Source organism: Caballeronia sp. A2-2 (assembly GCF_057612605.2).
This window is the reverse complement of the sequence record NZ_JBVFIR010000004.1, coordinates 387,115-409,608: the sequence shown is the minus strand read 5'-3', so window position 1 is coordinate 409,608 and position 22,494 is coordinate 387,115. Positions and strand designations below refer to the sequence as shown.

General features: G+C 60.3%; 21 protein-coding genes and 1 CRISPR repeat array. Of the genes, 18 read left to right on the top strand and 3 right to left on the bottom strand.

The genetic code is table 11. The annotated features are described in order from the left end of the window. Nucleotides 1-271: 271 nt before the first annotated feature. The 10 genes from ACZCWR_RS32865 to ACZCWR_RS32820 all read left to right on the top strand — a co-directional run bounded on the left by ACZCWR_RS32865 (nucleotide 272) and on the right by ACZCWR_RS32820 (nucleotide 9,518). Entirely contained in the window at nucleotides 272-1,174 is a 903-nt protein-coding gene (locus ACZCWR_RS32865) for an HpcH/HpaI aldolase/citrate lyase family protein (protein ID WP_487306256.1), read from the top strand. Further along, nucleotides 1,171-2,616, top strand: a complete 1,446-nt coding sequence (locus ACZCWR_RS32860; RefSeq protein ID WP_487306255.1) for an MFS transporter — start codon at nucleotides 1,171-1,173, stop codon at nucleotides 2,614-2,616. Before ACZCWR_RS32865 ends, ACZCWR_RS32860 begins: the two co-directional genes overlap by 4 nt. 11 nt (nucleotides 2,617-2,627) lie before the next feature. Further along, the gene (locus tag ACZCWR_RS32855) at nucleotides 2,628-3,521 is read left to right on the top strand and encodes an HpcH/HpaI aldolase/citrate lyase family protein (protein WP_487306254.1); all 894 of its coding nucleotides are present in this window, start codon (nucleotides 2,628-2,630) and stop codon (nucleotides 3,519-3,521) included. Nucleotides 3,522-3,534: 13 nt separating this feature from the next. Then, entirely contained in the window at nucleotides 3,535-4,764 is a 1,230-nt protein-coding gene (locus ACZCWR_RS32850; RefSeq protein ID WP_487306253.1) for a CaiB/BaiF CoA transferase family protein, read from the top strand. Between the two features lie 16 nt (nucleotides 4,765-4,780). Next, complete coding sequence (locus tag ACZCWR_RS32845; RefSeq protein WP_487306252.1) at nucleotides 4,781-5,488, top strand: GntR family transcriptional regulator; 708 nt, start codon at nucleotides 4,781-4,783, stop codon at nucleotides 5,486-5,488. Nucleotides 5,489-5,684: 196 nt separating this feature from the next. Next, a CRISPR array of direct repeats spans nucleotides 5,685-6,871; the repeat unit is 28 nt; unit sequence GGTTCCTCCGCGTGTGCGGAGATAGACC. A 598-nt stretch (nucleotides 6,872-7,469) separates the two neighbouring features. Then, the gene (locus tag ACZCWR_RS32840) at nucleotides 7,470-7,931 is read left to right on the top strand and encodes an Hcp family type VI secretion system effector (RefSeq protein WP_487306251.1); all 462 of its coding nucleotides are present in this window, start codon (nucleotides 7,470-7,472) and stop codon (nucleotides 7,929-7,931) included. Next, entirely contained in the window at nucleotides 7,921-8,319 is a 399-nt protein-coding gene (locus ACZCWR_RS32835; protein ID WP_487306250.1) for a DUF3592 domain-containing protein, read from the top strand. Before ACZCWR_RS32840 ends, ACZCWR_RS32835 begins: the two co-directional genes overlap by 11 nt. Continuing rightward, nucleotides 8,316-8,573 carry a hypothetical protein gene (locus ACZCWR_RS32830; protein WP_487306249.1) on the top strand — a complete coding sequence of 86 codons (258 nt, stop codon included), beginning with the start codon at nucleotides 8,316-8,318 and terminating at the stop codon, nucleotides 8,571-8,573. The genes ACZCWR_RS32835 and ACZCWR_RS32830 overlap by 4 nt, the downstream gene beginning before the upstream one ends. Beyond that, nucleotides 8,563-8,952 (top strand): DUF3592 domain-containing protein, encoded by a 390-nt coding sequence (locus tag ACZCWR_RS32825; RefSeq protein WP_487306248.1) that lies wholly within the window; start codon nucleotides 8,563-8,565, stop codon nucleotides 8,950-8,952. The genes ACZCWR_RS32830 and ACZCWR_RS32825 overlap by 11 nt, the downstream gene beginning before the upstream one ends. Before the next feature lie 5 nt (nucleotides 8,953-8,957). Next, the gene (locus tag ACZCWR_RS32820) at nucleotides 8,958-9,518 is read left to right on the top strand and encodes a hypothetical protein (RefSeq protein ID WP_487306247.1); all 561 of its coding nucleotides are present in this window, start codon (nucleotides 8,958-8,960) and stop codon (nucleotides 9,516-9,518) included. A gap of 127 nt (nucleotides 9,519-9,645) precedes the next feature. On the opposite strand, the gene hisD is transcribed toward ACZCWR_RS32820, so the two are convergent. The 3 genes from hisD to ACZCWR_RS32805 all read right to left on the bottom strand — a co-directional run bounded on the left by hisD (nucleotide 9,646) and on the right by ACZCWR_RS32805 (nucleotide 13,117). Continuing rightward, a complete protein-coding gene (hisD, locus tag ACZCWR_RS32815) occupies nucleotides 9,646-10,974 on the bottom strand; it encodes a histidinol dehydrogenase (RefSeq protein ID WP_487306246.1) in 1,329 nt (442 codons plus the stop codon). A 105-nt stretch (nucleotides 10,975-11,079) separates the two neighbouring features. After that, the gene (locus ACZCWR_RS32810) at nucleotides 11,080-12,153 is read right to left on the bottom strand and encodes a LacI family DNA-binding transcriptional regulator (RefSeq protein ID WP_487306245.1); all 1,074 of its coding nucleotides are present in this window, start codon (nucleotides 12,151-12,153) and stop codon (nucleotides 11,080-11,082) included. Between the two features lie 37 nt (nucleotides 12,154-12,190). Then, nucleotides 12,191-13,117 (bottom strand): LysR family transcriptional regulator, encoded by a 927-nt coding sequence (locus ACZCWR_RS32805; protein ID WP_487306244.1) that lies wholly within the window; start codon nucleotides 13,115-13,117, stop codon nucleotides 12,191-12,193. Nucleotides 13,118-13,239: 122 nt separating this feature from the next. Between ACZCWR_RS32805 and ACZCWR_RS32800 the strand changes: the two genes are divergently transcribed. The 8 genes from ACZCWR_RS32800 to ACZCWR_RS32765 all read left to right on the top strand — a co-directional run bounded on the left by ACZCWR_RS32800 (nucleotide 13,240) and on the right by ACZCWR_RS32765 (nucleotide 22,482). Then, nucleotides 13,240-14,625 (top strand): acyclic terpene utilization AtuA family protein, encoded by a 1,386-nt coding sequence (locus tag ACZCWR_RS32800; RefSeq protein WP_487306243.1) that lies wholly within the window; start codon nucleotides 13,240-13,242, stop codon nucleotides 14,623-14,625. Beyond that, nucleotides 14,612-14,941: a DUF4387 domain-containing protein gene (locus tag ACZCWR_RS32795; RefSeq protein WP_487306242.1), complete on the top strand. Its 330-nt coding sequence runs from the start codon at nucleotides 14,612-14,614 to the stop codon at nucleotides 14,939-14,941. The genes ACZCWR_RS32800 and ACZCWR_RS32795 overlap by 14 nt, the downstream gene beginning before the upstream one ends. Next, entirely contained in the window at nucleotides 14,938-15,468 is a 531-nt protein-coding gene (locus tag ACZCWR_RS32790) for a flavin reductase family protein (protein WP_487306241.1), read from the top strand. The genes ACZCWR_RS32795 and ACZCWR_RS32790 overlap by 4 nt, the downstream gene beginning before the upstream one ends. A 9-nt stretch (nucleotides 15,469-15,477) precedes the next feature. Further along, nucleotides 15,478-16,515, top strand: a complete 1,038-nt coding sequence (locus tag ACZCWR_RS32785; protein WP_487306240.1) for an amidohydrolase family protein — start codon at nucleotides 15,478-15,480, stop codon at nucleotides 16,513-16,515. A 50-nt stretch (nucleotides 16,516-16,565) separates the two neighbouring features. Further along, nucleotides 16,566-17,861 carry an MFS transporter gene (locus tag ACZCWR_RS32780; protein WP_487306239.1) on the top strand — a complete coding sequence of 432 codons (1,296 nt, stop codon included), beginning with the start codon at nucleotides 16,566-16,568 and terminating at the stop codon, nucleotides 17,859-17,861. A gap of 28 nt (nucleotides 17,862-17,889) precedes the next feature. Further along, on the top strand, nucleotides 17,890-19,287 hold the full coding sequence (locus tag ACZCWR_RS32775) for an LLM class flavin-dependent oxidoreductase (protein ID WP_487306238.1): 1,398 nt from the start codon (nucleotides 17,890-17,892) through the stop codon (nucleotides 19,285-19,287). Between the two features lie 1,045 nt (nucleotides 19,288-20,332). Further along, nucleotides 20,333-21,289 carry an AraC family transcriptional regulator gene (locus tag ACZCWR_RS32770; RefSeq protein WP_487306237.1) on the top strand — a complete coding sequence of 319 codons (957 nt, stop codon included), beginning with the start codon at nucleotides 20,333-20,335 and terminating at the stop codon, nucleotides 21,287-21,289. Between the two features lie 131 nt (nucleotides 21,290-21,420). Continuing rightward, nucleotides 21,421-22,482: an ABC transporter substrate-binding protein gene (locus ACZCWR_RS32765; protein ID WP_487306236.1), complete on the top strand. Its 1,062-nt coding sequence runs from the start codon at nucleotides 21,421-21,423 to the stop codon at nucleotides 22,480-22,482. The last annotated feature ends 12 nt before the right edge of the window (nucleotides 22,483-22,494 follow it).

The following is a 22,494-nucleotide window of genomic DNA, read 5'->3' as shown; positions in this document are numbered from 1 at the left end:
AGAATTGGCTGTGCCCGCTCTGGATGCGGCGGGCGGATCGTGGTCAAGCGTATTGACAGTTCGTAAGACCTGCTCAGATACCTGTTATGCGGGGAATGCATATCGCCGGACGCATGATTGGCTAAAGCCTTGTTACACGGGCTTTTGCAGCCTTCTTGACTGACTTGCATGAAAGAGTTAACCCTGATCGTTCGACTGTCGACAGCCTGACAGAATGAATTGGAAGCCTCTGCGGCCATGTCCCGGAGAAGCTGTTCAGGAGACGTTTCGAATGTCCAATGCACTCGCCCGGCGCATCCGCCGCTCGATGCTCATCACGCCCGCGCATCGTCCCGATCGCATGGTGAGCGCGATGAAACTCGATGTCGATTCCTTCGTCTTCGATCTGGAAGACGGCGTGCCGCCCGCGCGTCGCGACGAAGCGCGCGGGCATCTCGCGGAACTCATGCCGACGCTCGACTTCGGCGGACGCGAGCGCGTGGTGCGCATCAACGCGATCGGCACGAATGATTGCCAGCGCGATCTCGACGCTATTCCGCTGGCCTTTTGCGATGCGCTGCTCGTGCCGAAAGTCGAATCGCCCGAACAACTTCGCTGGCTCGACGATACGCTCGCCGCCAGCGAAGCCTGGCAACGCGATCAATGCACGCAGCCGCTCAAGATCATCGTGACGCTCGAAACGCCGCGCGGCGTGTTGAATGCGCTCGCCATCGGCGATGCGTCGCCGCGTTGCTGCGCGTTCTTCTTCGGCTCAGGCGATTACTCGATGCAAACCGGCGCGGCGATCACACCGAACGCGTTGCTGTGGGCGCGCTCGACCATCGTCGCGGCGGCGGGTGCGGTCGGATGCGACGCCATCGACGCGCCGTATCTGCACGGTCTGCGCGACGCACAAGGCACGCACGACGACGCGCTGCGTTCGCGCGAGTTGGGCTTCAGCGGCAAGGTCGTGTTTCATCCCGCACAGGTCGATGCGGTCAATCGCGCCTTCACGCCGAGCGAGGAAGAAACCGCGCGGGCGCGGCGCATCGTCGAAGCGTTCGAGGCGGTGAAGGCGAGTGGCGAAGGCACGGCCATCGTCGATGGTGAATTCGTCGCGATCGATCTCGTGCCGCGCATGGAGCGTGTGCTCGAACTCGCGGCGCATGCATCGAGCCGAAGGGGGCGCACATGAACGTGAAACCCGCCACGCTAGGTTCATACGACGATGACGATGCACGCGCGACAACACACGCGCATACCGAATCGCTCAACATTGCCGGACGCATGGAACGGCTGCCGCTCGCGCGCTTTCACTGGACACTGTTCGCGATCCTCGGCGTCGCGATGTTCTTCGACGGCTACGATCTCACGGTCACCGGCTTCGTGATTCCGGCGCTGCACAAACACGGCTGGCTCACGCCCGCGACCACCGCGACGTTCATTTCTGTGCCGCTTGTTGCTGCGGCGTTTGGTTCCATCGCGGCGGGTTTGCTAGGTGACCGCATCGGGCGCAGACGGCTTTTTCAGGCGACGGTGCTGGCCTACAGTCTGTCGAGCATCGGCTGCGGACTGGCGACGAGCTACGGCATGCTGCTCACGTTTCGCACGATCAACCTGTTCGCCATCGGCACGGTCACGGTGACAGGCTATGCGTATCTGAACGAATTCACGCCGAAGCGCTATCGCGGACGCTTCCAGTCGGCGGTCGCGTTGCTGCTCAATGCGGGCTTGCCGTTCGGTGCGTTGATGGCGCGCGTCATCGTGCCGAACACCGCCGTGGAAACGGGCTGGCGCATTCTGTTTCTGCTGTCCGTGATTCCCGCGCTGCTGGTCTTTGCGAACAAGCGGTTGCTGCCGGAATCGCCGCGCTGGCTGGCGTCTGTCGGACGCGATGAAGAAGCCGCGCGCGTGCTCGATATGCTCGAAGAAGCCATCGTGCGGCAGCAAGGCAAGCCTTTGCCCGATGCACAAGCATCGCGCGATCCCGCGCGTCATCTCGGCTGGGATGCGCTGTTTTCGCCGCTCGTGCGCGGACGTTTCGCACTCGCCATCGTGTTCAACATATGCCATCTCACGGGCTTGTTCGTGCTCATCAGTTGGTTGCCGACGCTGTTCGTCTCGCGCGGGCTCACGCTCGGCTCGACGTTCACGTTCGCGGCGGTGAGCTTCATGGGCGGCTTTATCGGGCCGTTGCTTGGCATCGTGCTGGCGGATCGCATCGAGCGGCGCTGGTCGCTGGTGGCGGCGGCGTTGATCGCGGCGGCGGCGGGCATCGCGTACTCGCAGCAGACTTCGCCGCTCGGGCTGATGTGCATCGGCCTGTTGCTCGTGAGCGCGATCTTCTTTATATCGTCGGTGGGTTTTGCCACTTACATCCCTGAAATTTTGCCTACGGGTGTGCGGTTGCGTGGACTCGGCACTGCTGCGCTGATCGGACGGCTCGCATCCGCGATCACGCCGTTCGCCGTTGCGGCCGCTTTGCTGACGTTAAGGAATCCGTTCTATATCGTGTCGTCGATCGGCGTCGCTTATGTCGTGATGGCGATTCTGCTCGCCGCGCTCGGACCGAACGTGCGCGGCAGGACGCTCGAAAGTCTCGAAGCCGGACTCGACCGAAAAGACTCATCACGTTAAGGAGATTGTCGATGGCGTTGTCCCGCACGTTTCTGTTCGTTCCCGGCAATCATGCGCGACGCGTGGAGAAAGCGCTCGCCGCCGATGTCGATGCCGCAATCCTCGATCTCGAAGATGCCGTCGCGGCGAGCGAAAAGGCCGCGACGCGCTCGCAAGTGGTCGAAGCGCTGAGCGTCAAGCATCGTGCGCGCGGTTACGTGCGCATCAACGCGCTCGACACGGATTATGCGTTCCGCGATATCGAAGCCGTGGTCGCGCCGGGCGTCGATGGCATCGTGCTGCCTAAGCTCGAATCGCTGGAACAATTGCACACGGCGGACTGGCTCATCGCGCAATACGAACGCGAACGCGGCCTTGCGGCGGATTCGGTGGAGTTGATGCCGATCGTCGAAACGGGCACGGGACTCGCTGCTATCGGTGCGATGTGCGCATCCGCTGCGCAGCGCGTGCCGCGTCTGAAGCGCTTCGCGTTCGGTGCGGGCGATTTCTGTCTCGACATGAATCTGGCGTGGAGCGAGGACGAAGCCGAATTGCAGGCGTATCGCAGTGCGCTGGTGCTGGCGTCGCGTGCGGCGGGCTTGCAGGCGCCTATCGATACCGTATGGATTCGCCTCGACGATGCAGAAGGTCTCGCGCGTTCCGCGAATCGTGCGCGCGGCATGGGCTTTCAGGGCAAGTTGTGCATCCATCCCGCGCAGTGCGAGGTGGTGAATCGCGCGTTCTCGCCGACGCATGAAGAGATCGAACATGCGCGCCAAGTGGTCGCCGCGTTCGAACGTGCCGAGGCGGAAGGCGTGGCATCGATCCGGCTCGATGGTGCGTTCATCGATTATCCGGTGGCTTATCGCGCCAAGCGCGTGCTCGATTTCGCGGCGCAGATCGATGCGCGCGCCAATCAATCTTGACAGGAGACTTCGAATGACCGCATCAACAACCGGCGACACGATGCGCAATGTGCGCCCGCTCGATGGCATCCGCGTGATCGATGTATCGAGCTTTCTGGCGGGACCGTTCTGTTCGACGCAACTCGGCGAGTTCGGCGCGGAAGTCATCAAGGCGGAACTGCCCGAAGTGGGCGACGCGCTGCGCCGTTTCGGCTCGATGACGGAGGCGGGCGTGACGCTGCCGTGGTTGTCCGAGTGCCGCAACAAGAAGTCCGTGACGCTCGATTTGCGCAAGCCCGGCGGCGCGGCGCTGCTTAAAAAGCTCGTCGCGGATGCGGATATCCTCGTCGAAAATTTTCAGCCGGGGACGCTGGAGAAGTGGGGCGTGGGCTGGGACGTGCTGCATGAGGTGAACCCGCGGCTCATCATGGTGCGCATCTCGGGGTTCGGGCAGACGGGACCGTATCGCGACCGGCCGGGTTTCGGGCGCATTGGCAACGCGTTCGGCGGGTTGTCGTTTCTCGCGGGCTATCCGGACCGGCCGCCGGTGACGCCGGGTTCCGCGACCATCCCCGACTATATGGCCGGACTCTACGGCGCGTTCGGTGCCTTGCTGGCGATTCAGGCGCGCGAGCGGACCGGCGAAGGGCAGTTCATCGATATCGGGCTTTATGAACCTATTTTCCGCATCCTCGATGAACTCGCGCCTTCGTTTCAGCAGAATGGTTTCGTGCGGCAGCGCATGGGTCCGGGCACGGTGAACGTGGTGCCGCATAGTCACTATCCGACGAAGGACGGACGCTGGATCGCGATTGCCTGCACGAGCGACAAAATCTTCGCGCGTTTAGCCGAAGCGATGGGCATGCCGGAGGTCGCGGGCAGCGGCAAGTGGGGGCATATTTCGGGCCGCGAGCGCGACCGCGCGATGGTGGACCAGACCGTAAGCGACTGGACCGCGCAATTTCCCCGCGATGAAGTGCTTTCTCGATGCGAGCAGTTTCAGGTGCCGTGCGGTCCGGTTTATGGCGTCGATGAAATTTTCGAGGACCCGCACTATGCGGCGCGCGAGAACATCAAGTACGTGAGCGATGAACGTATCGGAGAACTGGCTATTCCGAATGTCGTGCCGCGTTTGTCGGCGACGCCGGGTGGCATCGACTGGCTCGGGCCGGAACTCGGTGAGCATAACGATGAGATATATCGCGGGTTGCTCGGCCTCGATACGGAACAGCTTGCGACGCTCAGGGAAGAAGGCGCGATCTGATGCCGCGCGGTTGACCATGAACGCGAACGATCAGACATGGGATCTTCCGCAGCAGCATTCGTTGCCGCGGCTGGTCGAGGCGCGCATCGTCACGGCGATTCGTGCTGGCGAGCTTGGGGCGGGTGAGCGGATCGTGGAGACTCAGTTGGCCGCGCGGCTGGGCGTGAGTCGCGGGCCGCTGCGGGAGGCGCTTAAATCGCTTGAGGCGAATGGGCTTGTTTTTACGGTGCGCGGGAAGGGGACTTATGTGGCGGCTGTGTCGCGCGATGACTTCGTGCGGATGACCGGTGTTCGTGCCGTGCTCGAAGGGTTCGCGGCGCGGTTTGTCGCGGTGCGGTGCCGGCATGAGGTGGAGGTTGTTGTGCGGCTGGAAGCGTCGCTGGCGGAGCTTGAGCGTGCGGAGCGGAATCGCGATGCGGGGGTTTTCAGGGACGTCGATTGGGATTTTCATGAACTGGTTTGCACGTTGGCGGATAACGCGTTGTTACGGAATACTTGGCATTCGATCAGTTCACTTGTGAGGTTATATCAGCAGGGCAATGAGAGTTATGAGGTGCGTGGGGGGAGTGTGGTGCATCATCATCATGAGTTCGTGGATGCGCTGAAGACGGGTGATCCGGATGTCGCGGAACGGACGTTCAGGAGGATTATTACGGAGACGACGTTTCGGGCGTTGGGGGAGGTGGTGCCGGAGGGGTTGGTGTCGATGGTGGCAGATGGATGAAGTTGAGTGATGCGTGATGGCGTTGGTCGAGCTTCGGGTTTTGACCGCGGCATTTGATCTAGCGTTGCGTTTTTTGCTTATTGATTGCGATGGAATTAATTGCTTGCTAGCAGTTAAATCGAGTCTTTATATTCGTGCTCGTTTGGGAGATGGGTTTGGCTGTTTCTCTTTGTGGGTCAAGACGTTATGATCTAGGGGTTCCTCCGCGTGTGCGGAGATAGACCGCTGTGCTTTCCGGGCGTGCAATGCGAGCTTGAGGTTCCTCCGCGTGTGCGGAGATAGACCATCACCCGCCACCTGCGTGAGCGCTGGGTTCTGGGTTCCTCCGCGTGTGCGGAGATAGACCTCAGGGCGTGTTTTCCAGCGGTGTTTTGAATGCGGTTCCTCCGCGTGTGCGGAGATAGACCCAGGTCGGAGAGGCAGCGTGCCTCACCCTGGAGGGTTCCTCCGCGTGTGCGGAGATAGACCCCGCTTTCACTGCATCGGGTTGCGCATTGGGATGGTTCCTCCGCGTGTGCGGAGATAGACCGGAGAGCGCATGAAACTGCACGTTGTTTCCTTGGGTTCCTCCGCGTGTGCGGAGATAGACCCTGGCAGACGGAAGCAAACTTCTGGTGCAGAACGGTTCCTCCGCGTGTGCGGAGATAGACCTGCGATTCTGCGGCATCCGCGCTATGCCTTCATGGTTCCTCCGCGTGTGCGGAGATAGACCACTGGTGCCGACCGAGATAGTCGAGGGGCGTGAGGTTCCTCCGCGTGTGCGGAGATAGACCCGCTTCACGCTTAACGCGGACGCGCTCGGCTACGGTTCCTCCGCGTGTGCGGAGATAGACCTACATCGAAACGCAGTCATTCCTCATGCTCAACGGTTCCTCCGCGTGTGCGGAGATAGACCGCGTGGTTGCCTTTACGTCGAAGACCGTAATGCGGTTCCTCCGCGTGTGCGGAGATAGACCCCGAGCACGCGACCCGGATCGATATCGCCGCGAGGTTCCTCCGCGTGTGCGGAGATAGACCGCGCTCCGCGATGTACCGCAACAGCCCCGCTTCGGTTCCTCCGCGTGTGCGGAGATAGACCCAAACAGACAAGAGCTGCGATCGCGGATCATGCGGTTCCTCCGCGTGTGCGGAGATAGACCGACGACTTTTGATGCGGTCTCGTGGTCGCGCATGGTTCCTCCGCGTGTGTGGAGATTGACCGGTATCACCGCATTTTTCATGCGCTGGACGCTGGGTTCCTCCGCGTGTGTGGAGATAGACCCAAAGACTTACCGACGTTTTTGAGAACAAATGCGGTTCCTCTGTGCGTGCGGAGATAGACCTTCGAATGGCCCATACCCCTGCGGGCGACATTCGGTTCCTCCGCGCGTGCGGAGATAGACCGAATAGGGCAAAAGCGTAGCCGTGGAAAAAATGGGCTCCTCCGCGCGGAGATAGACCTACGGAGAAGAAGCGGTCATTTGCCTAGTCGACGGTTCCTCCGCGCGTGCGGAGATGGACTGGGCCGCCGAGAGCATCGAGAAAGTCTCGACCGGGTTCCTCCGCGTGTGCGGAGATAGACCCTCGTGATGCAGATCAATCCCGAGTTGGCGCTTGGTTCCTCCGCGTATGCGGAGATAGACCGGTAGGCAAACAGCAGGCTACCGCGTGGGTCATGGTTCCTCCGCATATGCGGAGATAGACCTCAGGTTTGGCAGAACCAGCAGGCGAACGCGAAGGTCCCTCCGAGTATGCGGAGATAGACCTTGCACATCATGCGCATTCCTGTGCTCTGCACGTGTTTCGAACTCATCATCCGCCAGCTACCATGTGCAAGTTACTTGTCGGACACCAGATTAAGAATTTCCGTGTTCGGCTTTTCTCATGCTCCACAGATAATGCGCGCCGTGACCTCTTCCCCGGGGATGATTCACATCACTGCTGTAGGAGCCTTCATCCCGCCTCGTGCGGTCTTTTTAAAAAAACTAAACAACGGAGACGTATGGCAGACATTTTTCTGAAGATGGACGGCATCAAAGGCGAGTCCCAAGAGTTTGGTCACGTCGGTGAGATTGAGATACTCGCTTGGTCGTGGAGCATTCGCGCCGACTCCGCTCATTCTGGCGGTGCTGGCAAGGCGACAGTGCATGACATGGACCTTTCGCACCTTGTCGATTGCGCAAGTCCGAACTTCATGCGTTATGCAACGACTGGAAAAATAGTAGAGAAAGCCATCTTGACGTTGCGCAAGCCGGGCGGAGTGCCGCTCCCGTTTCTGAAGTTCACAATGGAGAACGTCAGGATAAGCCATGTCAATCCCGTCGGCTCGGGCGGCGTGTACATCGAGAACATCAAACTACGGTTCGCGAGAATCAAACAGGAATACACCGTCCAGAACGACAAGGGCGGCAGCGGTGGCGTTATTGCCGCCGCCTACGATCTGCGAGAAAACCGTGAAGTTTGATCTCAAACGTGTCAACTGGTACAGCGTGGTTGCGGGTGTGATCGTATTGCTCCTTTGGTCGCCGTTCTGGCAGATGCAAGCCGATTTCTACACGCATTCCACGGTGACCGTAGGCGTAGTCACAAAGTTGAATCACGGCGGACACCACCCAGAGGTTGAATTCACGGCTAGCAATGGCGAACGAATCTCTTTTCACGGACACGCATATTTTTCCGTGGACGAAGGGGATCGACTCGATGTGCGCTATCGAACGGACAACCCGAGCCAAGGCCCGAAAGTCAACGGAATACTTGGTCCGATCGACATCGGACCCGCCGTTATTGCAATCGTGTTCATCATCGCGGGTCTGCTCGGCAAGTCGGTATCGTACTTCTCAAACAAATCATGAGTTACAGAATAAGCAGTTGGACCTACAACACCGGTGCGAGCGTCGCGGCTGCGCTTGGACCTGTTGTCATTACCCGAGGCATGGTCGTGCTGAACGATCCTGCGAGGCAGCCACACCGGTTCGACTTCCTCAATGTCGGGTTCGGCCTCAATTTAGTCAGGATGCCAAAAAAGTGTCAACTCACTGAAATACCTTTTCCGGGAGATACAAGCATTGCCGCCGCCTACGACCTGCGAGAAAACCGTGAAGTTTGATCTCAAACGTGTCAACTGGTACAGCGTGCTTTCAGGTGTGGTCGTATTGCTATTCTTTTCGCCGTTCTTGCAGATGCAAGTGGATTTCTACACACACTCTGCAGTGGCAGTCGGAGAAGTCACAAAGTTGAATCACGGTGGCCACCATCCGGAAGTTGAGTTCACGGCCAGCAATGGCAATCGCATCTCCTTCCGTGGTCACGCGTTCTTTTCCGTAGCGGTAGGGGATCGAGTTGGCGTGCGTTATCAAAAGGACGACCCAAAGCTCGATCCGCAGGTAGACGAAATAATGAACTTGTTCACCTTCGAACCCATCATCGTCGCCATCGTGTTCATCGTCGCCGGCCTGCGCGGTAAGTCAGTGTCGCGCCTCTCATAAGAACCATGAGTTACAGAAAAAGCAATTGGACCTTCGACACAGGTGCGAGTGCCGCATTTTCGCTCGGACCTGCCGCGATTACCCGAGGCATGATTGTGCTGGACGATCCTGCCAAGCAGCCGCACAGATTCGACTTTCTCAATGTCGGATTCGGTCTGGGTTTAGCCAGGATGCCAAAAAAATATCAACTTCCTGAGATACCTTTGCCCGGAGGAGCAAGTATCAGCGGCTCCGGAGCGACCACTGATTTTTGGGGCAGTGGGAAGGTCTATGTGAATAACACCTTTCAGGGCTCTGAGTTGACCATCGATGATTTCATCGGCGCTGCTTTCATTGTGGACTTGGGCGGTGGTCTCTTTATCGCCAAAGGTGTCACGGTCATGTTCGTCGGCATCCCTGAACCGGTCATGCTCGCAGCCTCTACGGTCGCTGCTTTCGCACCTTTGGCGTCGCTACGGGCGAAAGCGTTTATCGCTCTGACCGGAGTTAGCGAAGGGCTCATCGATGGCCTCGGCGTCACAGGGTCTGTAGGATCGCTCAAATACACCGGCAAATATTCGGAGTGAACTTTGCCCCACCATTGCGGCGGGGCAATCGTCCGTGCCGCAGATCAACGTTGGCCTGTCACGATCACGAGCTACTTCTCTTCCTAGACTGAAGCCGTCCAATAGATCGAGCACAGCCCAACACACCTCAAAAAGCCGTACTCTCACTCTCCTCCACCGCCCCCCCATAAGGCACATCCCGCTTCCCATACCTTCGCACGCGCAAATTCGCCTGCTCCCCATGCCCCGCGAACCCTTCCAGCGCACACAACCGCGAGCAATACTCGCCGATCAACGCCGAAGCCTCATCCGTCATCACCTTCTGATACGTACACGTCTTGATGAACTTGCCAACCCACAACCCGCCCGTATACCTCGCCGCCTTCTTCGTCGGCAACGTGTGATTCGTGCCGATGGCCTTATCCCCATAAGCCACATTCGTGCGCGGCCCAAGAAACAGCGCCCCAAAATTCGTCAGGTTCTTGAGAAAGTAATCAGGATCACGCGTCATCACCTGAACGTGTTCGAACGCAAGATCGTTAGCAACCTTAACCATCTCCTCCTCGGATTCCGCGACGATCACCTCACCGAACTGCGCCCACGATTTCCGCGCGATATCGGCAGTCGGCAAGATCCCCAGCAAACGCTCGACCTCCGCCATCGTTTCGCGAGCGAGCTTCTCCGATGTCGTCAGCAGCACCGCAGGCGAATCCGGTCCATGCTCGGCCTGACCGAGCAAGTCAGTCGCGCACATTTCACCGTCCACGGTTTCATCGGCGATAATGAGCGTCTCCGTCGGCCCCGCGAACAGGTCGATGCCCACGCGCCCGAACAACTGCCGCTTCGCTTCCGCGACGAACGCATTGCCCGGACCCACGAGCATGTCCACAGGCGCGATACGTTCCGTGCCGATCGCCATCGCGCCGACCGCCTGAATCCCGCCGAGACAGTAGATCTCATGCGCGCCCGCCATGTGCTGCGCCGCGACGATCGCCGGTGCGAGCTTGCCCTGAAACGGCGGCGCGCACGTGATGATGCGCGGCACGCCCGCCACCTTCGCCGTAATCACCGACATATGCGCCGACGCCAACAGCGGATATTTCCCGCCCGGCACATAACAACCGGCCGCATTCACCGGAATGTTGCGATGCCCGAGAATCACGCCCGGCAGCGTTTCCACCTCGATATCCTTGATCGAATCCCGCTGATGCTGCGCGAAGTTGCGCACCTGTTCCTGCGCAAATTCGATGTCCTTGATATCGCGCTTCGTCAACTGAGCCAGACAGCCGTCGATTTCCTTCTGCGTCAATCGATAGTCTTCGCGGTCGAGCTTGTCGAAGCGGATCGACAGATCGCGGATGGCGGCGTCGCCGCGCGTTTCGATGTCGTCCAGCGTCGCTTCGACGGTTTCGCGCACTGCCTTCGCCGCGGACTTGATGACTTCCGCCGTCGCGCCATGCTTGAGCCATTTGGCCATGTCTGCTCCATGTCGTTGATGCTTGCATACGTATGCAACTGATTCGAAGATTAATCCGTTTTCGCGATGCCTGCAAGTTTGGGAGCGAGATGACGACGCTAACGTTTACCCGCGCATTGACCAGATAAGCGCGCCATCATCGGCAGTGACGAGACCCGCACGCGGCTTGCGTGCCGACCCGCGCACGATAAGCCGTCCCAGCGCTTCTTCATGCAACGCGCCGTCCAATGTGCCGTTGAGTTGCGCCAGCACGGCGGCCACGGCGCGTCGCACCATGTCGTCGAGCGGCTGGCTGTAGGTGGTGAGATCGAAGACCGGCCAGCGCGCCATGTCGATATCGTCGAAACCGATAATCGACACATCCTCGCCCACGTTCAGCCCGAAACGCGCGCGCGCCACGCTGATGGCGGCCAGCGCCATGTGATCGTTGGCGCAGAAGATGGCATCGGGCGGCTTGCTCGCGGACAGCAGCGATGAAACCGCTTCTTCCGCGCCCGACGCCGTGTAGTGACCCACGCGCCGCTCGATGGCCTTCACGCCTTTCTCCTGCAAAAACTCGAAGAACCCTTCCTCACGATCACGGCTCGTCGATGAGGTTTCCAATCCCGCGACATACGCATATCGCCGATGCTTCCCCGCATGCAAAAAGTCCGCGATACAACGCGCGCCGTCGCGATTCTCACCCGTCACGCTCGAAGCCGCTTCGCTGTCCGTCTTGCGATTGACCATCACCACCGGCAAACCGATGTTCATGCATTCGTCGGCGAAGCGCGAGGACAGGCTCGTGGAGATCAGCACGAGCGCATCGACCTGATAACGCAGGACTTCTTCCATCACCGGATCGGAGCCGCGCAGGGGGTCGCTCGTGAACATGAGCACGCCGAAACCCGCACGCGCGAACGCGGCGGTCAGCGCGTTAAGCGCCGCGTGATAGAACGGATTGGCGTTGGCCGGCACCGTCACGCCAATGAGATTCGAGCGCCGCGTAATCAGCGAACGCGCGACGAGATTCGGCCGGTAACCCAGTTCCCGCGCCGCCGCGACGATGCGTTCCCGCGTCGCGGGCGACACGCTTGCGCCCGGCGTGAACGCACGCGACACGGCCGATTGCGACACGCCCGCTGCACGGGCTACGTCATGCGCGGTGGCGGGGCGGCGCTCGGTGGGCGTATCGGACATCGGTTTCTGTCGCAAAGAGAATTGCCGCCAGTATGCCTCACGCAATCGAGCGCCAGACACCGTCGCGCACGAGCGCATCCGTTTCCTGCCGCACGATCCGATACAGCGCCTTCATGGCGAGCGTCGCTTCCTTCTTCGGCGAAAACGCGATCGACAACACGCCCGGCAAATTCGGCTCGACGATAGGCCGCGCCTTCATCGTGCCGCGCTCGATCCGGCTGCGCACCGCCGCATACGGCGCGACCGAAAAGCCCTGACCGGATTCGACGAGTTCGAAAATCGCCATCATCGCGTCCATCTCGAAGGCGATGTTGAGCGACAACGACCGCGCATGTGCGGCATCTTCCGCGATGGTGCGCAGACCGTGCGGACGCGCGGGCAAAATCCACGGCAGTTCGACGGCTTCGGCCAAAGTGATCGGCTTCATCGCGGGTTCGAGCACGCTGGCGGAAGTCGGCCCGACCAGCAGCAGATCGTCTGACAACAACGGCTCGATGCTGATCGTGCTGTGCGGCCCGATGTTGTACAACACGCCGATATCGAGCTGCCCGCTCAAGAGCCATTCGAGCATATAGCCCGACAGACCTTCGCGCATGCGCAGCCGCACATCGGGGAATTCCGCGCGAAAGCGGCGCACCAGCGGCACCAGCAGAAAGTCGCCGAGCATGGGTGGAACGCCCATCGTCACCGTGCCGCCTGGGACTGCGCGCAAGGCTTGCATGTGGTTCACGGTGTCGTCGCTGCGTTCCAGAATATCGCTCGCCCGCGCGAGAAACTTCTGTCCGGCTTCCGTCAGCGACATGCCATGTCCGTTCCGATACAGCAGCGGCGGCCCGAGTTCCTGCTCCAGCATCTGAATATGACGCGTGAGCATGGACTGGCTGATGCCGAGAATGGCCGCCGCCCGCGACACGCTGCCTTCGCGCGCCACCACCTTGAAATATCTGAGCTGCTTGAGCTCCACGTGCGTCTCTCCTCGCTATTTTTCAGTCATTCTGCCCGATATGCATAACAGATATGCAAGCAGCCTGCAGCCCGTCAAATTACGCTTCGATCATCGAGGAGTACAACGGAGACGACAGCGCAATGGAAGAACTCAGATTGCTCAGCACAACCGCGATTCTCGGCTACGGCTTCGCGCAGAGCGCATTCGAAGCAGGCCTGGAACGCAATCCCCACCTGATCGGCGCCGATGGCGGCAGTTCCGACCCCGGTCCTTACTATCTCGCCTCGGGCGAATCGTTCACCTCGCGCATGGCGACCAAGCGCGATATGCGCATCATGCTCGCCGCAGCGGTGCCGCGTGGCATTCCGGTGATCGTCAGCACATGCGGCGGCGCGGGTGGCGCACCGCATCTCCAGATGATGGTGGAGATCGTCAAGGAAATCGCCCGCGAAGGAAGTCTGTCATTCAAGCTCGCGGTCATCAACTCGGAATTGCCCAAGGACGTGCTCATCGAGCATGTGAATGCGGGCAAGACGCGCCCGCTGTACGGCTTGCCGGCGATGACGCCCGAACTCGTCGATCAGGCCGTGCGCGTGGTCGGCGCAATGGGCCCGGAACCGTACATCGCCGCGCTCGATGCCGGCGCGCAAGTGATCCTCTCGGGCCGCAGCACCGATCCCGCGCCGTGGGCCGCCATGGCGATCCGCGCGGGCTTCTCGCCGGAACTCGGCTGGTACGCGGGCAAGATGCTCGAATGCGGCGCGGAACCGGCGCTGCCCAAGCGCGAAGGATGCCTGCTCGCGACGCTGCGCGAAGATCACGTCGAACTGGAGCCGATGCATCCCGAGCAGGCCTGCACGCCGCGTTCGGTCGCGTACTTCGCGCTGCACGAGAACAGCAGCCCGATTCATCATCACGAGCCGGGCGGCATGCTCGATACCTCCGAATGCACGTTCGAAGCGGTGAGCGAGCGCGCGGTGCGTGTGTCCGGCATGCGCTGGCGTGCGGCGCCGTACACGGTGAAGCTCGAAGGCGTGGAAGCGCGCGGGCATCGCGTGATTACGCTGTGTGCGACGCGCGATCCTGTCCTGCAGGCGCAGATGGACCGCTATCTGGCCCGCTCGCGCGAGATCGTCAACGAGAAAGCCACTGCGTTCGGCGCACCGTCCGATACCTACACGCTCAACTTCCGCGTCTACGGCCAGAACGGCGTGATGGGCGATCGCGAGCCGCTGCCGCTGGCGGAACGGCATCCGCATGAGACGGCGATCATCGCTGAAGTCGTGGCGCAAGACCGCGATACCGCGAAGGCCGTGCTGGCGATCGCGCGCACGACCATTCTGCACTCCGAGTTTCCGGGACGGCTCTGCAAGGAAGGCAACATGGCCATTCCGTTCTCGCCGTCGGACCTCGATCTGGGACAGGTTTATCGCTTTTCCATTTGCCATCTCGTGGAACCGGAGAACGCGTTGTCGCTGTTCCCGATCCGCTATGAAGATATCGGAGACCGCCATGCCAGCCATTAAGGATTTCGCGAGCGTTTGCCGCAGCAAGAACGCGGGGCCGTTCATGGTCACGCTCGATATCGTGTTCGAAACCGACGATATCTACGACCGCGTGGCGGCCACCGGCATCCTGAAGGCGGAGTTGTTCGCGCGTCTTTATAACGTGAAGCCGGAGCAGGTTCAGTTCACGCCGTATCGCGCCGCGCGTGCGTTCAAGGCGACCTTGCCGCGCGAGATTTCCTCGGGCGATATCGGCGATACGGACGTGTACGGTTCGCAGCAGCACGCGCCCTTGCTCGACATCGACATTCCCATTCAACTGGAGAACACGCGATGAGCGAAGCCGACCTTCAGCCGCGCTTAGTCGATGCCGAAGACCTGCAAGCCACTTTCCGTCAGGCGATGCGGCGTCTTGCGGGCGGCGTCGCGCTCGTCTCGACGGTACACGATGGCGTGCGTCACGGCATGACGGTAACCGCCGTCACGTCGCTGACGATGGACCCGCCCGCGCTCGTGGTGTCGGTGAATCGCCACGCTTCCGCCTTCGATGCCTTGGTCATGAGCGGCCGCTTCTGCGTCAATCTCCTCGCTCAACCGCATGCGGATTTGGCCGTGGCGTTCTCGCGCAAACCCGATGGCGATGCACGCTTCAGCAACGGTGCATGGCGCACGGGCGATTCCGGCTTGCCCACGCTCGATGGCAGCGTCGCATCGATTGCCTGCCGCCTGCACGATCTCGTCGAATACGGCACGCACGCCATTCTGATCGGCGCGGTCGAGCATCTGGAAATCGAACCGCAACCGATGGCGCCGCTCGTCTATCTCAGTGGACAGTTCGGCAGTTTCTGGCCGATGACCGCGTAAGGAGCGCTAATGTTCGACGCGAAATATGAGCGCAGCAATTTCCCGCGCGTGCGGCCCGAATGGCTGGCGCAGGTCGCGGAACCGGCGGTGGAGCCGGAGCTTGCCGTCATCGATCCGCATCATCATTTGTGGGATGTGGAGAGCGCGTTCTATCACGCGCCGGAACTCATCGCCGATGTGAGCAGCGGGCATCGCGTGGTCGCGACGGTGTTCGTCGAATGCAAAGCCCATTTCGATGCCGACGCGCCCGCCGGATTCGAACCGGTCGGCGAGACGCGCTTCGCGGTGGAACAGGCGCGTTCGGCTGGGCATGCGGGATTGGTCAAGGGCATCGTCGCGTGTGGCGATCCGCTGGCGGCGAATGCGCGTGGTGTACTCGAAGCGCATCTCGAAGCAGGACAGGGACGCGTGCGCGGTGTGCGCGTGCGTGCGGCGTGGCATGCCGATCCCGCGTTCGCCGCGCCTGCGGATGGACCGAACGAAGGCACCATCGCATCGCCCGAACTGGACCGCTATTGCGCGTTGCTCGCCGAAATGGGCCTCGTGCTCGATTTGTGGGTGTACCACACACAATTGGATCAGGCGGCGGCGTTGGCGGCGCGGCATCCGCGACTGGCTATCGTGCTGAATCATTGCGGTGGGCCGCTCGGCATCGGGCCGTATGCGGGAAAAGGTGCCGAGGTGCGCGCTGCGTGGAGCAAATCGCTTGCGCGCGTGGCGGAAAACAAGAACGTCATCGTGAAGATGGGCGGCCTCGCCATGCCGCGCACAGGTCTCTCTTTCGCCGATGCGGACAAGCCCGCGAGCTGTCTCGAACTCGTCGAACGCTGGACGCCTTATGTGCGGACGTGCATCGATTTGTTCGGTGCGGAGCGCGCCATGTTCGAAAGCAATTTTCCGGTGGACAAGGGCAGTTGCAATTACGTGTCCGTGTGGAATGCGTTCAAGCTCATCAGCATGGCTTATCCGGCGACGGCGCGGCGCGACATGCTCGCTGGAACGGCCAACCGCGTGTATGCGTTGGGCGTGGAGGAACTTGCTTCATAAAAGACCATCCGGCGCGTGGCATCACGCGCACGGAGCACCGGAGGAGACACATGCGAAATCGCCGCATCTTTATTTATATCTTTCTGTTTTCGCTTACCAGCATCAATTACATCGACCGCGTGGCGTTGTCGGTGGCGGCGCAGCCTATTGCGCATGAATTCGGCATCAGCCCGATTCAGATGGGCTTTCTGCTGTCGTCATTCATCTGGACTTATTTCGTTAGCCTGATTATCTGGGGACTGGCGCTCGACAAGTGGGGCACGCGCTGGGTCAATGCCGCAGGCATGGCTATCTTTTCGCTGGCGACCATCGCCACGGGCTTTGCATGGAGCTACTTCTCGATTCTCGTCACGCGGCTTGTGATGGGCGCGGGCGAGGCGTCGTCGTATCCGGCAGGCGGCAAAGTAATCCGCGAATGGATGCCCGCAAGCGAGCGCGGCATTGCAGCGGCGACGCTCAATAGCGGATCGTATGCGGGACCGGCCATCGGTGCGCTGATCGTCGCGTTCGCGGTGCAGATGTTCGGCTGGCGCATGGGCTTCGTGATCGTCGGGAGTTCGGGCGCGATCTGGCTGATCTGCTGGCTCAAGTGGTTCAGGAAGCCCGAGCTTGCCACTTTCATCGATGAAGATGAACGCGCGTTCATTCTCAACGAACGCAATGGCGGCTTGCCCGATCAGTCGGAAGGCCCGACGCTCACCATTCCCGATCTGCTGAAATCGACGAGCGTGTGGGGTCTGCTCATCACGCAAGCGTTCTGCTCGTATGCGCAATTCCTGTTTCTCACATGGCTGCCGAGCTATTTGCAGACGGAGCGGCATCTCAACATCGTGAAAAGTGGCTATTTCACGGCGCTGCCGTATGCGTTGTCGGTGATTCTTGCGATTGGCATCGGACGTCTCAGTGATCGCATTTTGACCACTGAAGCGTGCAATCGCGGCGGGCGGCGCAATGTGGTGGCGGCCTCCATGCTGCTGACTGCGGTTGTGCTCCTGACGCCCTTCGTCGATGACGTGTGGTTGATGGTCGCGGTCTTCACGCTCTCGCTGACCGGCGCGCAAGCCGCCATCGCGATGAACATTGCCTTGCTGGGCGACTTGCTGCCGTCATCGGCGGAAGCGGGGCGCGGCACGGGGCTGTTGATTACGGGCGGTGCATCGTTCGCGATGATCGCGCCTATCGCGACGGGTTATGTCGTCGCCATCACGCACAGCTACGACAACGCTTTCTATATCGCAGGCGTGCTCGCGCTGGCGGGAGCTTTGGTGAGTCTCCTGATGACGCGCGCACCCATCCGCCGAAACACCGAAACCGCGCCCGCAGGCGAAGTCTCGCTCAATGCGTGACGCTCAACCCGATAACGAGGATACCGAAATGACTCTACCCAATCGACAAATGACGCTGATCGGCTTTCTGCAAGCACAGAACTGCTCGACCTATCCCGGCTCATGGCGTCACAGCGCTGCCATGCAGGACTTCACGACGCCCGAGTATTACCAGCGCATCGCGCGCACGCTCGAAGAGGGCAAGTTCCATCTCGCCTTCTTCGATGACCGTCTCGCCATGCCGGATATCTATGGCAACGATCACGCGCAAACGGTAGAACACGGCGTGCGTGCCGTGAAAATGGACCTCGTCTCCATTCTCACTGCGATGGCGATGGCGACATCGAAACTTGGTTTGGGGGCAACTTACTCGACGACCTACTACGAGCCGTTCCATATCGCCCGCACTTTCAGCACGCTCGATCTGATGACAAAAGGCCGCGCAGCATGGAACGTGGTCACCTCGCTCAACGATTCGGAACCAGCAAACTTTGGCGAAAGCGCGCATCTGGAGCACGATTTGCGCTACGACCGCGCCGATGAATTCGTCGAAACGGTGATGGGCCACTGGGACACATGGGAAGAGGGCGCGCTTATTCTCGACAAGGAAACCGGCCGCTTCGCCGATCCGTCGAAGGTGCATCGTCTGGATCACGAAGGAAAATTCTTCAAGTCGCGTGGACCGTTCACGGTGCCGCGTTCGCAGCAAGGCCATCCCGTGCTGATTCAGGCCGGGCAGAGCGGACGGGGGCGCACGTTTGCATCGCGCTGGGCCGATTTGATTTTCGTGGTGTATCCGAATTTGGCGGTCGGCAAGAAGCAGTACGCAGAAATGAAGCAAGCGCTCAAGGACGCGGGCCGCAATCCTGACGACGTGAAAATTTCTACGGCGTGCTACACGATCGTGGCCGAATCGGACGAGATCGCGCAAAAGGAACGCGAATATATCGATGCGCTCGCCAAGCCGATCGATTCGCTCGCGCTCTTGTGCGAAGTGCTGAACACGGACTTCTCGAAGCGCGGCTATGACGATCCTTTTAGCGATCCCGAAATGGCCGCCATCTCGGGATGGACCGGTTTTCGTGATCGCGTGGTTACGTTGTCGGGGAAGAAGAATCCTTCTGTGCGCGATTTCGTGGACTTTTCGAAGCGTGCGCGCATTGACGAGTTTCCGGTTTTTTGCGGCACGCCGAAGACTGTGGCCGATCAGATGGAGCAATGGTTTGTCGAAGGTGGCGTGGATGGGTTTGTGATTGCGCCGACGCATGTGCCGGGGGCATATGAGGATTTTGTTCGCTTGGTGGTGCCGGAGTTGCAGCGGCGTGGGTTGTTCCGTAAGGAATATGTGGGTTCGACGTTGCGGGAGAATCTTGGATTGCCGATTCCGAAGTCGGGGGATTGGAGGAAACAGGCGTTTCCGGAGCCTTCGAAGCTTAAGATAGCGTGAGTTTTTTTTGCTGGCGCTTTGGTGGGGTGGGTAGTTAGATGGCGCTGCATTTAGTTTGTTTTTGTCGTGTAAGGGGCTGCTGTTGTTTGTGTTGTTTATTCAGTAGCCGCCTCCCCGGCGGGGGGGTAACTTTCTTTGCTGCTGCAAAGAAAGTCACCAAAGAAAGCAGCTTTTACCCCTCCGCACGCTGGCTGGAAAGTGTGGTCTGAATTAACCATACAGTGGCCGCAATAGGACTTGCCACGCATCACGAGCCGCTTAGGCAACCTGGCGATTGCGTGCTCGAATAATCAAAGCTAAGTGGACCGCATTCATTCTATCGGCCATGCGCTACGCGCGCCGAGAGCTTTAGAACGGAATCCCGCAGCCTATCAGCGCCCAGCCACATCACACTTTCCCGCAAGATTGCTATTCGGTCCTACCTTGGTCAGCACTTCGAGCAAAGCCTAACGCCTTCGGTGTGCCGTGTTATGGAAGTGCTAATCAGGGTAGGGCCCAATGGGGCGGGTGCGATGTGGTTTGATGTGGCTGGGCGCCGATACGCTGCGGGATTCCGTTCTAAAGCTCTCGGCGCGCGCAGCGCATGGCCGAAAGAATGAATGCGGTCCACTAAGGCAAAAGGATTCGAGCGCAAAATCGCGAGGTTGCCTACGCGCGGGTTAAGCGTGGAAAGTCCTATTGCGGCCACTGTATCCGTTAATCCAGACCAACCCTCTCCAGCCATCGTGCATGGGGTAAAAAGCTGCTTTCTTTGGTGACTTTCTTTGCAGCAGCAAAGAAAGTTACCCCCCGCCGGGGAGGCGGCTACTGCAATAAAAGCCCAAAAAACAGCAGCCCCTTGCACGACAGAACAACAAAAACCACCCCCTGTTGCCCTGCACAATTCTTGACCCAAAACCCCTAAGCACTAACCCGAATGCAAAAAAGTATCAGCCCACAGTCTTATTTTAAGTGGTGAAATAACCCCGTCCGCGCTACTTTAAATACATGGCAGCCGAATTCGAAACGCGCGAAGACGCAAAAAAAAATCCGCAGGAGACAACCCATGACCTTCGACCGGAAAGCACCGGCGCGCGCCGACGCCCATCGCGGCAGAGTGACCGAACCAGATCTGGAGCTAGTCGCTGTGCCGCGCGACGAATCGTTCAAGGTATGGTCGCATGGCTATCCATACAGGACGGTGCGCTGGCACTTCCATCCGGAATACGAAATCCATCTCATCACGGCCACCACGGGTAAATACTTCGTCGGCGATCATATCGGCAACTTCGCGCCCGGCAATCTGGTGATGGTCGGCGCAAACGTGCCGCACAACTGGGTGAGCAACGTGCCGGGCGGCGATCGCATCGGCGAACGATGTCTGGTGCTTCAGTTCGATGCGGGCTTCATGCAGCGCGCCACCGAAGCGTTTCCGGAGTTCCGTCGCGCCGAATGCTTGCTCGACGATGCGCGCTGCGGGCTTTTGTTTGCACCCGAAGCCGGAGCCGCCGCCGAGCCGATCATGCGCGAAATGCTCAACGCGCAGGGCATCCGGCGCATCGCGCTGTTCGCGGAACTGCTGGACCTGCTTACCCGAAGCGAAGCGCCAGCGAAGCTCGCGAGCGCCGCCTATCGCGCCGATCCGGACCGTTATGGCGAGACGCGCATCAACCATGTGCTGACCTTCATCGGCAAGAATCTTTCGCAAGACTTGCACGAAACCGAACTGGCCGCACTCGCGGGACAAAGCCCGAGCGCGTTTTCGCGCTACTTCCGGCGGCATACGGGTATGCCGTTCGTTCAGTATGTGAACCGGCTGCGCATCGATCTCGCCTGTCAGCTTTTGATGTCGGATGAACTGAGCGTGACGGACATCTGCTATCAGGTGGGTTTCAACAATCTTTCGAATTTCAATCGGCAATTCCTGTTGCTCAAACAGCGCTCGCCGTCGCGTTGGCGAGGAGATCAACGGCTGAATGCGGCCAGCGCGGAGCAGTCGTCCGAATTGGCATTAAGCAACTAGCAGTCAGCCCGGCCCGCGCTCACGACGCGCCATCTATATACGGACTACGAATCGACAAGCGAAGACGGCGCGCCTGTCGATGCAACCCAACAAGCCGCACACCACGAAGTGTTAAAAAAAGGAGACATGCGATGAACCCGCTTAAATCCCACCGCCTGATCGGCGCAGGCGCGCTGAGTCTGGGCCTGATGAGCAGTGTTTCGGCCATCGCCGCGCCCAGCGGAACGGTCGCTTTCCTGATGCCGGATCAGGCCTCGACGCGCTACGAACAACACGATTTCCCCGGCTTCAAGGCGGAAATGGGCAAGCTCTGTCCCGATTGCAAAGTGCTTTACCAAAACGCCAATGCCGATGCCGCGACCCAGCAGCAACAGTTCAACTCGGTGATTGCGCAGGGCGCGAAGGTCATCGTCATCGATCCGGTGGATTCGACTTCCGCCGCTTCGCTGGTGCATATGGCGCAGAGTCAGGGCATCAAGGTGATTGCGTATGACCGGCCGGTGCCCTCGACGCCCGCCGATTACTACGTTTCGTTCGATAACGAAGGGATCGGCAAGGCCATTTCGCAATCGCTGGTGGAGCATCTCAAGTCGACGGGCGTGGCGGCGAGCAAAGGCGGCGTGCTCGAAGTGAACGGTTCGCCGACCGATGCAGCGGCGGGCCTCATCAAGAAGGGCATTCACGAAGGGCTGGGCAGCAGCGGCTATAAGACGCTCGCGGAATACGACACGCCGGAATGGGCGCCGCCGAAAGCGCAGCAATGGGTCAGCGGCCAGATCACGCGATTCAACACGCAGATTATCGGCGTGGTCGCCGCGAACGACGGCACGGCGGGCGGCACCGTCGCGGCCTTCAAGGCGGCGGGCGTGAACCCCGTGCCGCCGGTGACGGGCAACGATGCGACCATCGCCGGTTTGCAACTCATCATCGCGGGCGATCAGTACAACACGATCCTGAAGCCGAGCGAGATCGTCGCGGCAGCGGCGGCGAAGGCGGCGGTGGGCTTCCTCTCCGGCCAGGCGCCGAAGGGTGAAACCACGTTGTTCAAGACTCCGACGCAATTGTTCAAGCCCGCCGTCATCACCGCGCAAAACCTCAAGGCCGAAGTCGTGGACAAGGGCTTCGCGAACGCGAAGGAACTGTGCACCGACCGCTATGCAGAGGGCTGCAAGAAGCTGGGCATCGCGAACTGATGTCCGACCCGC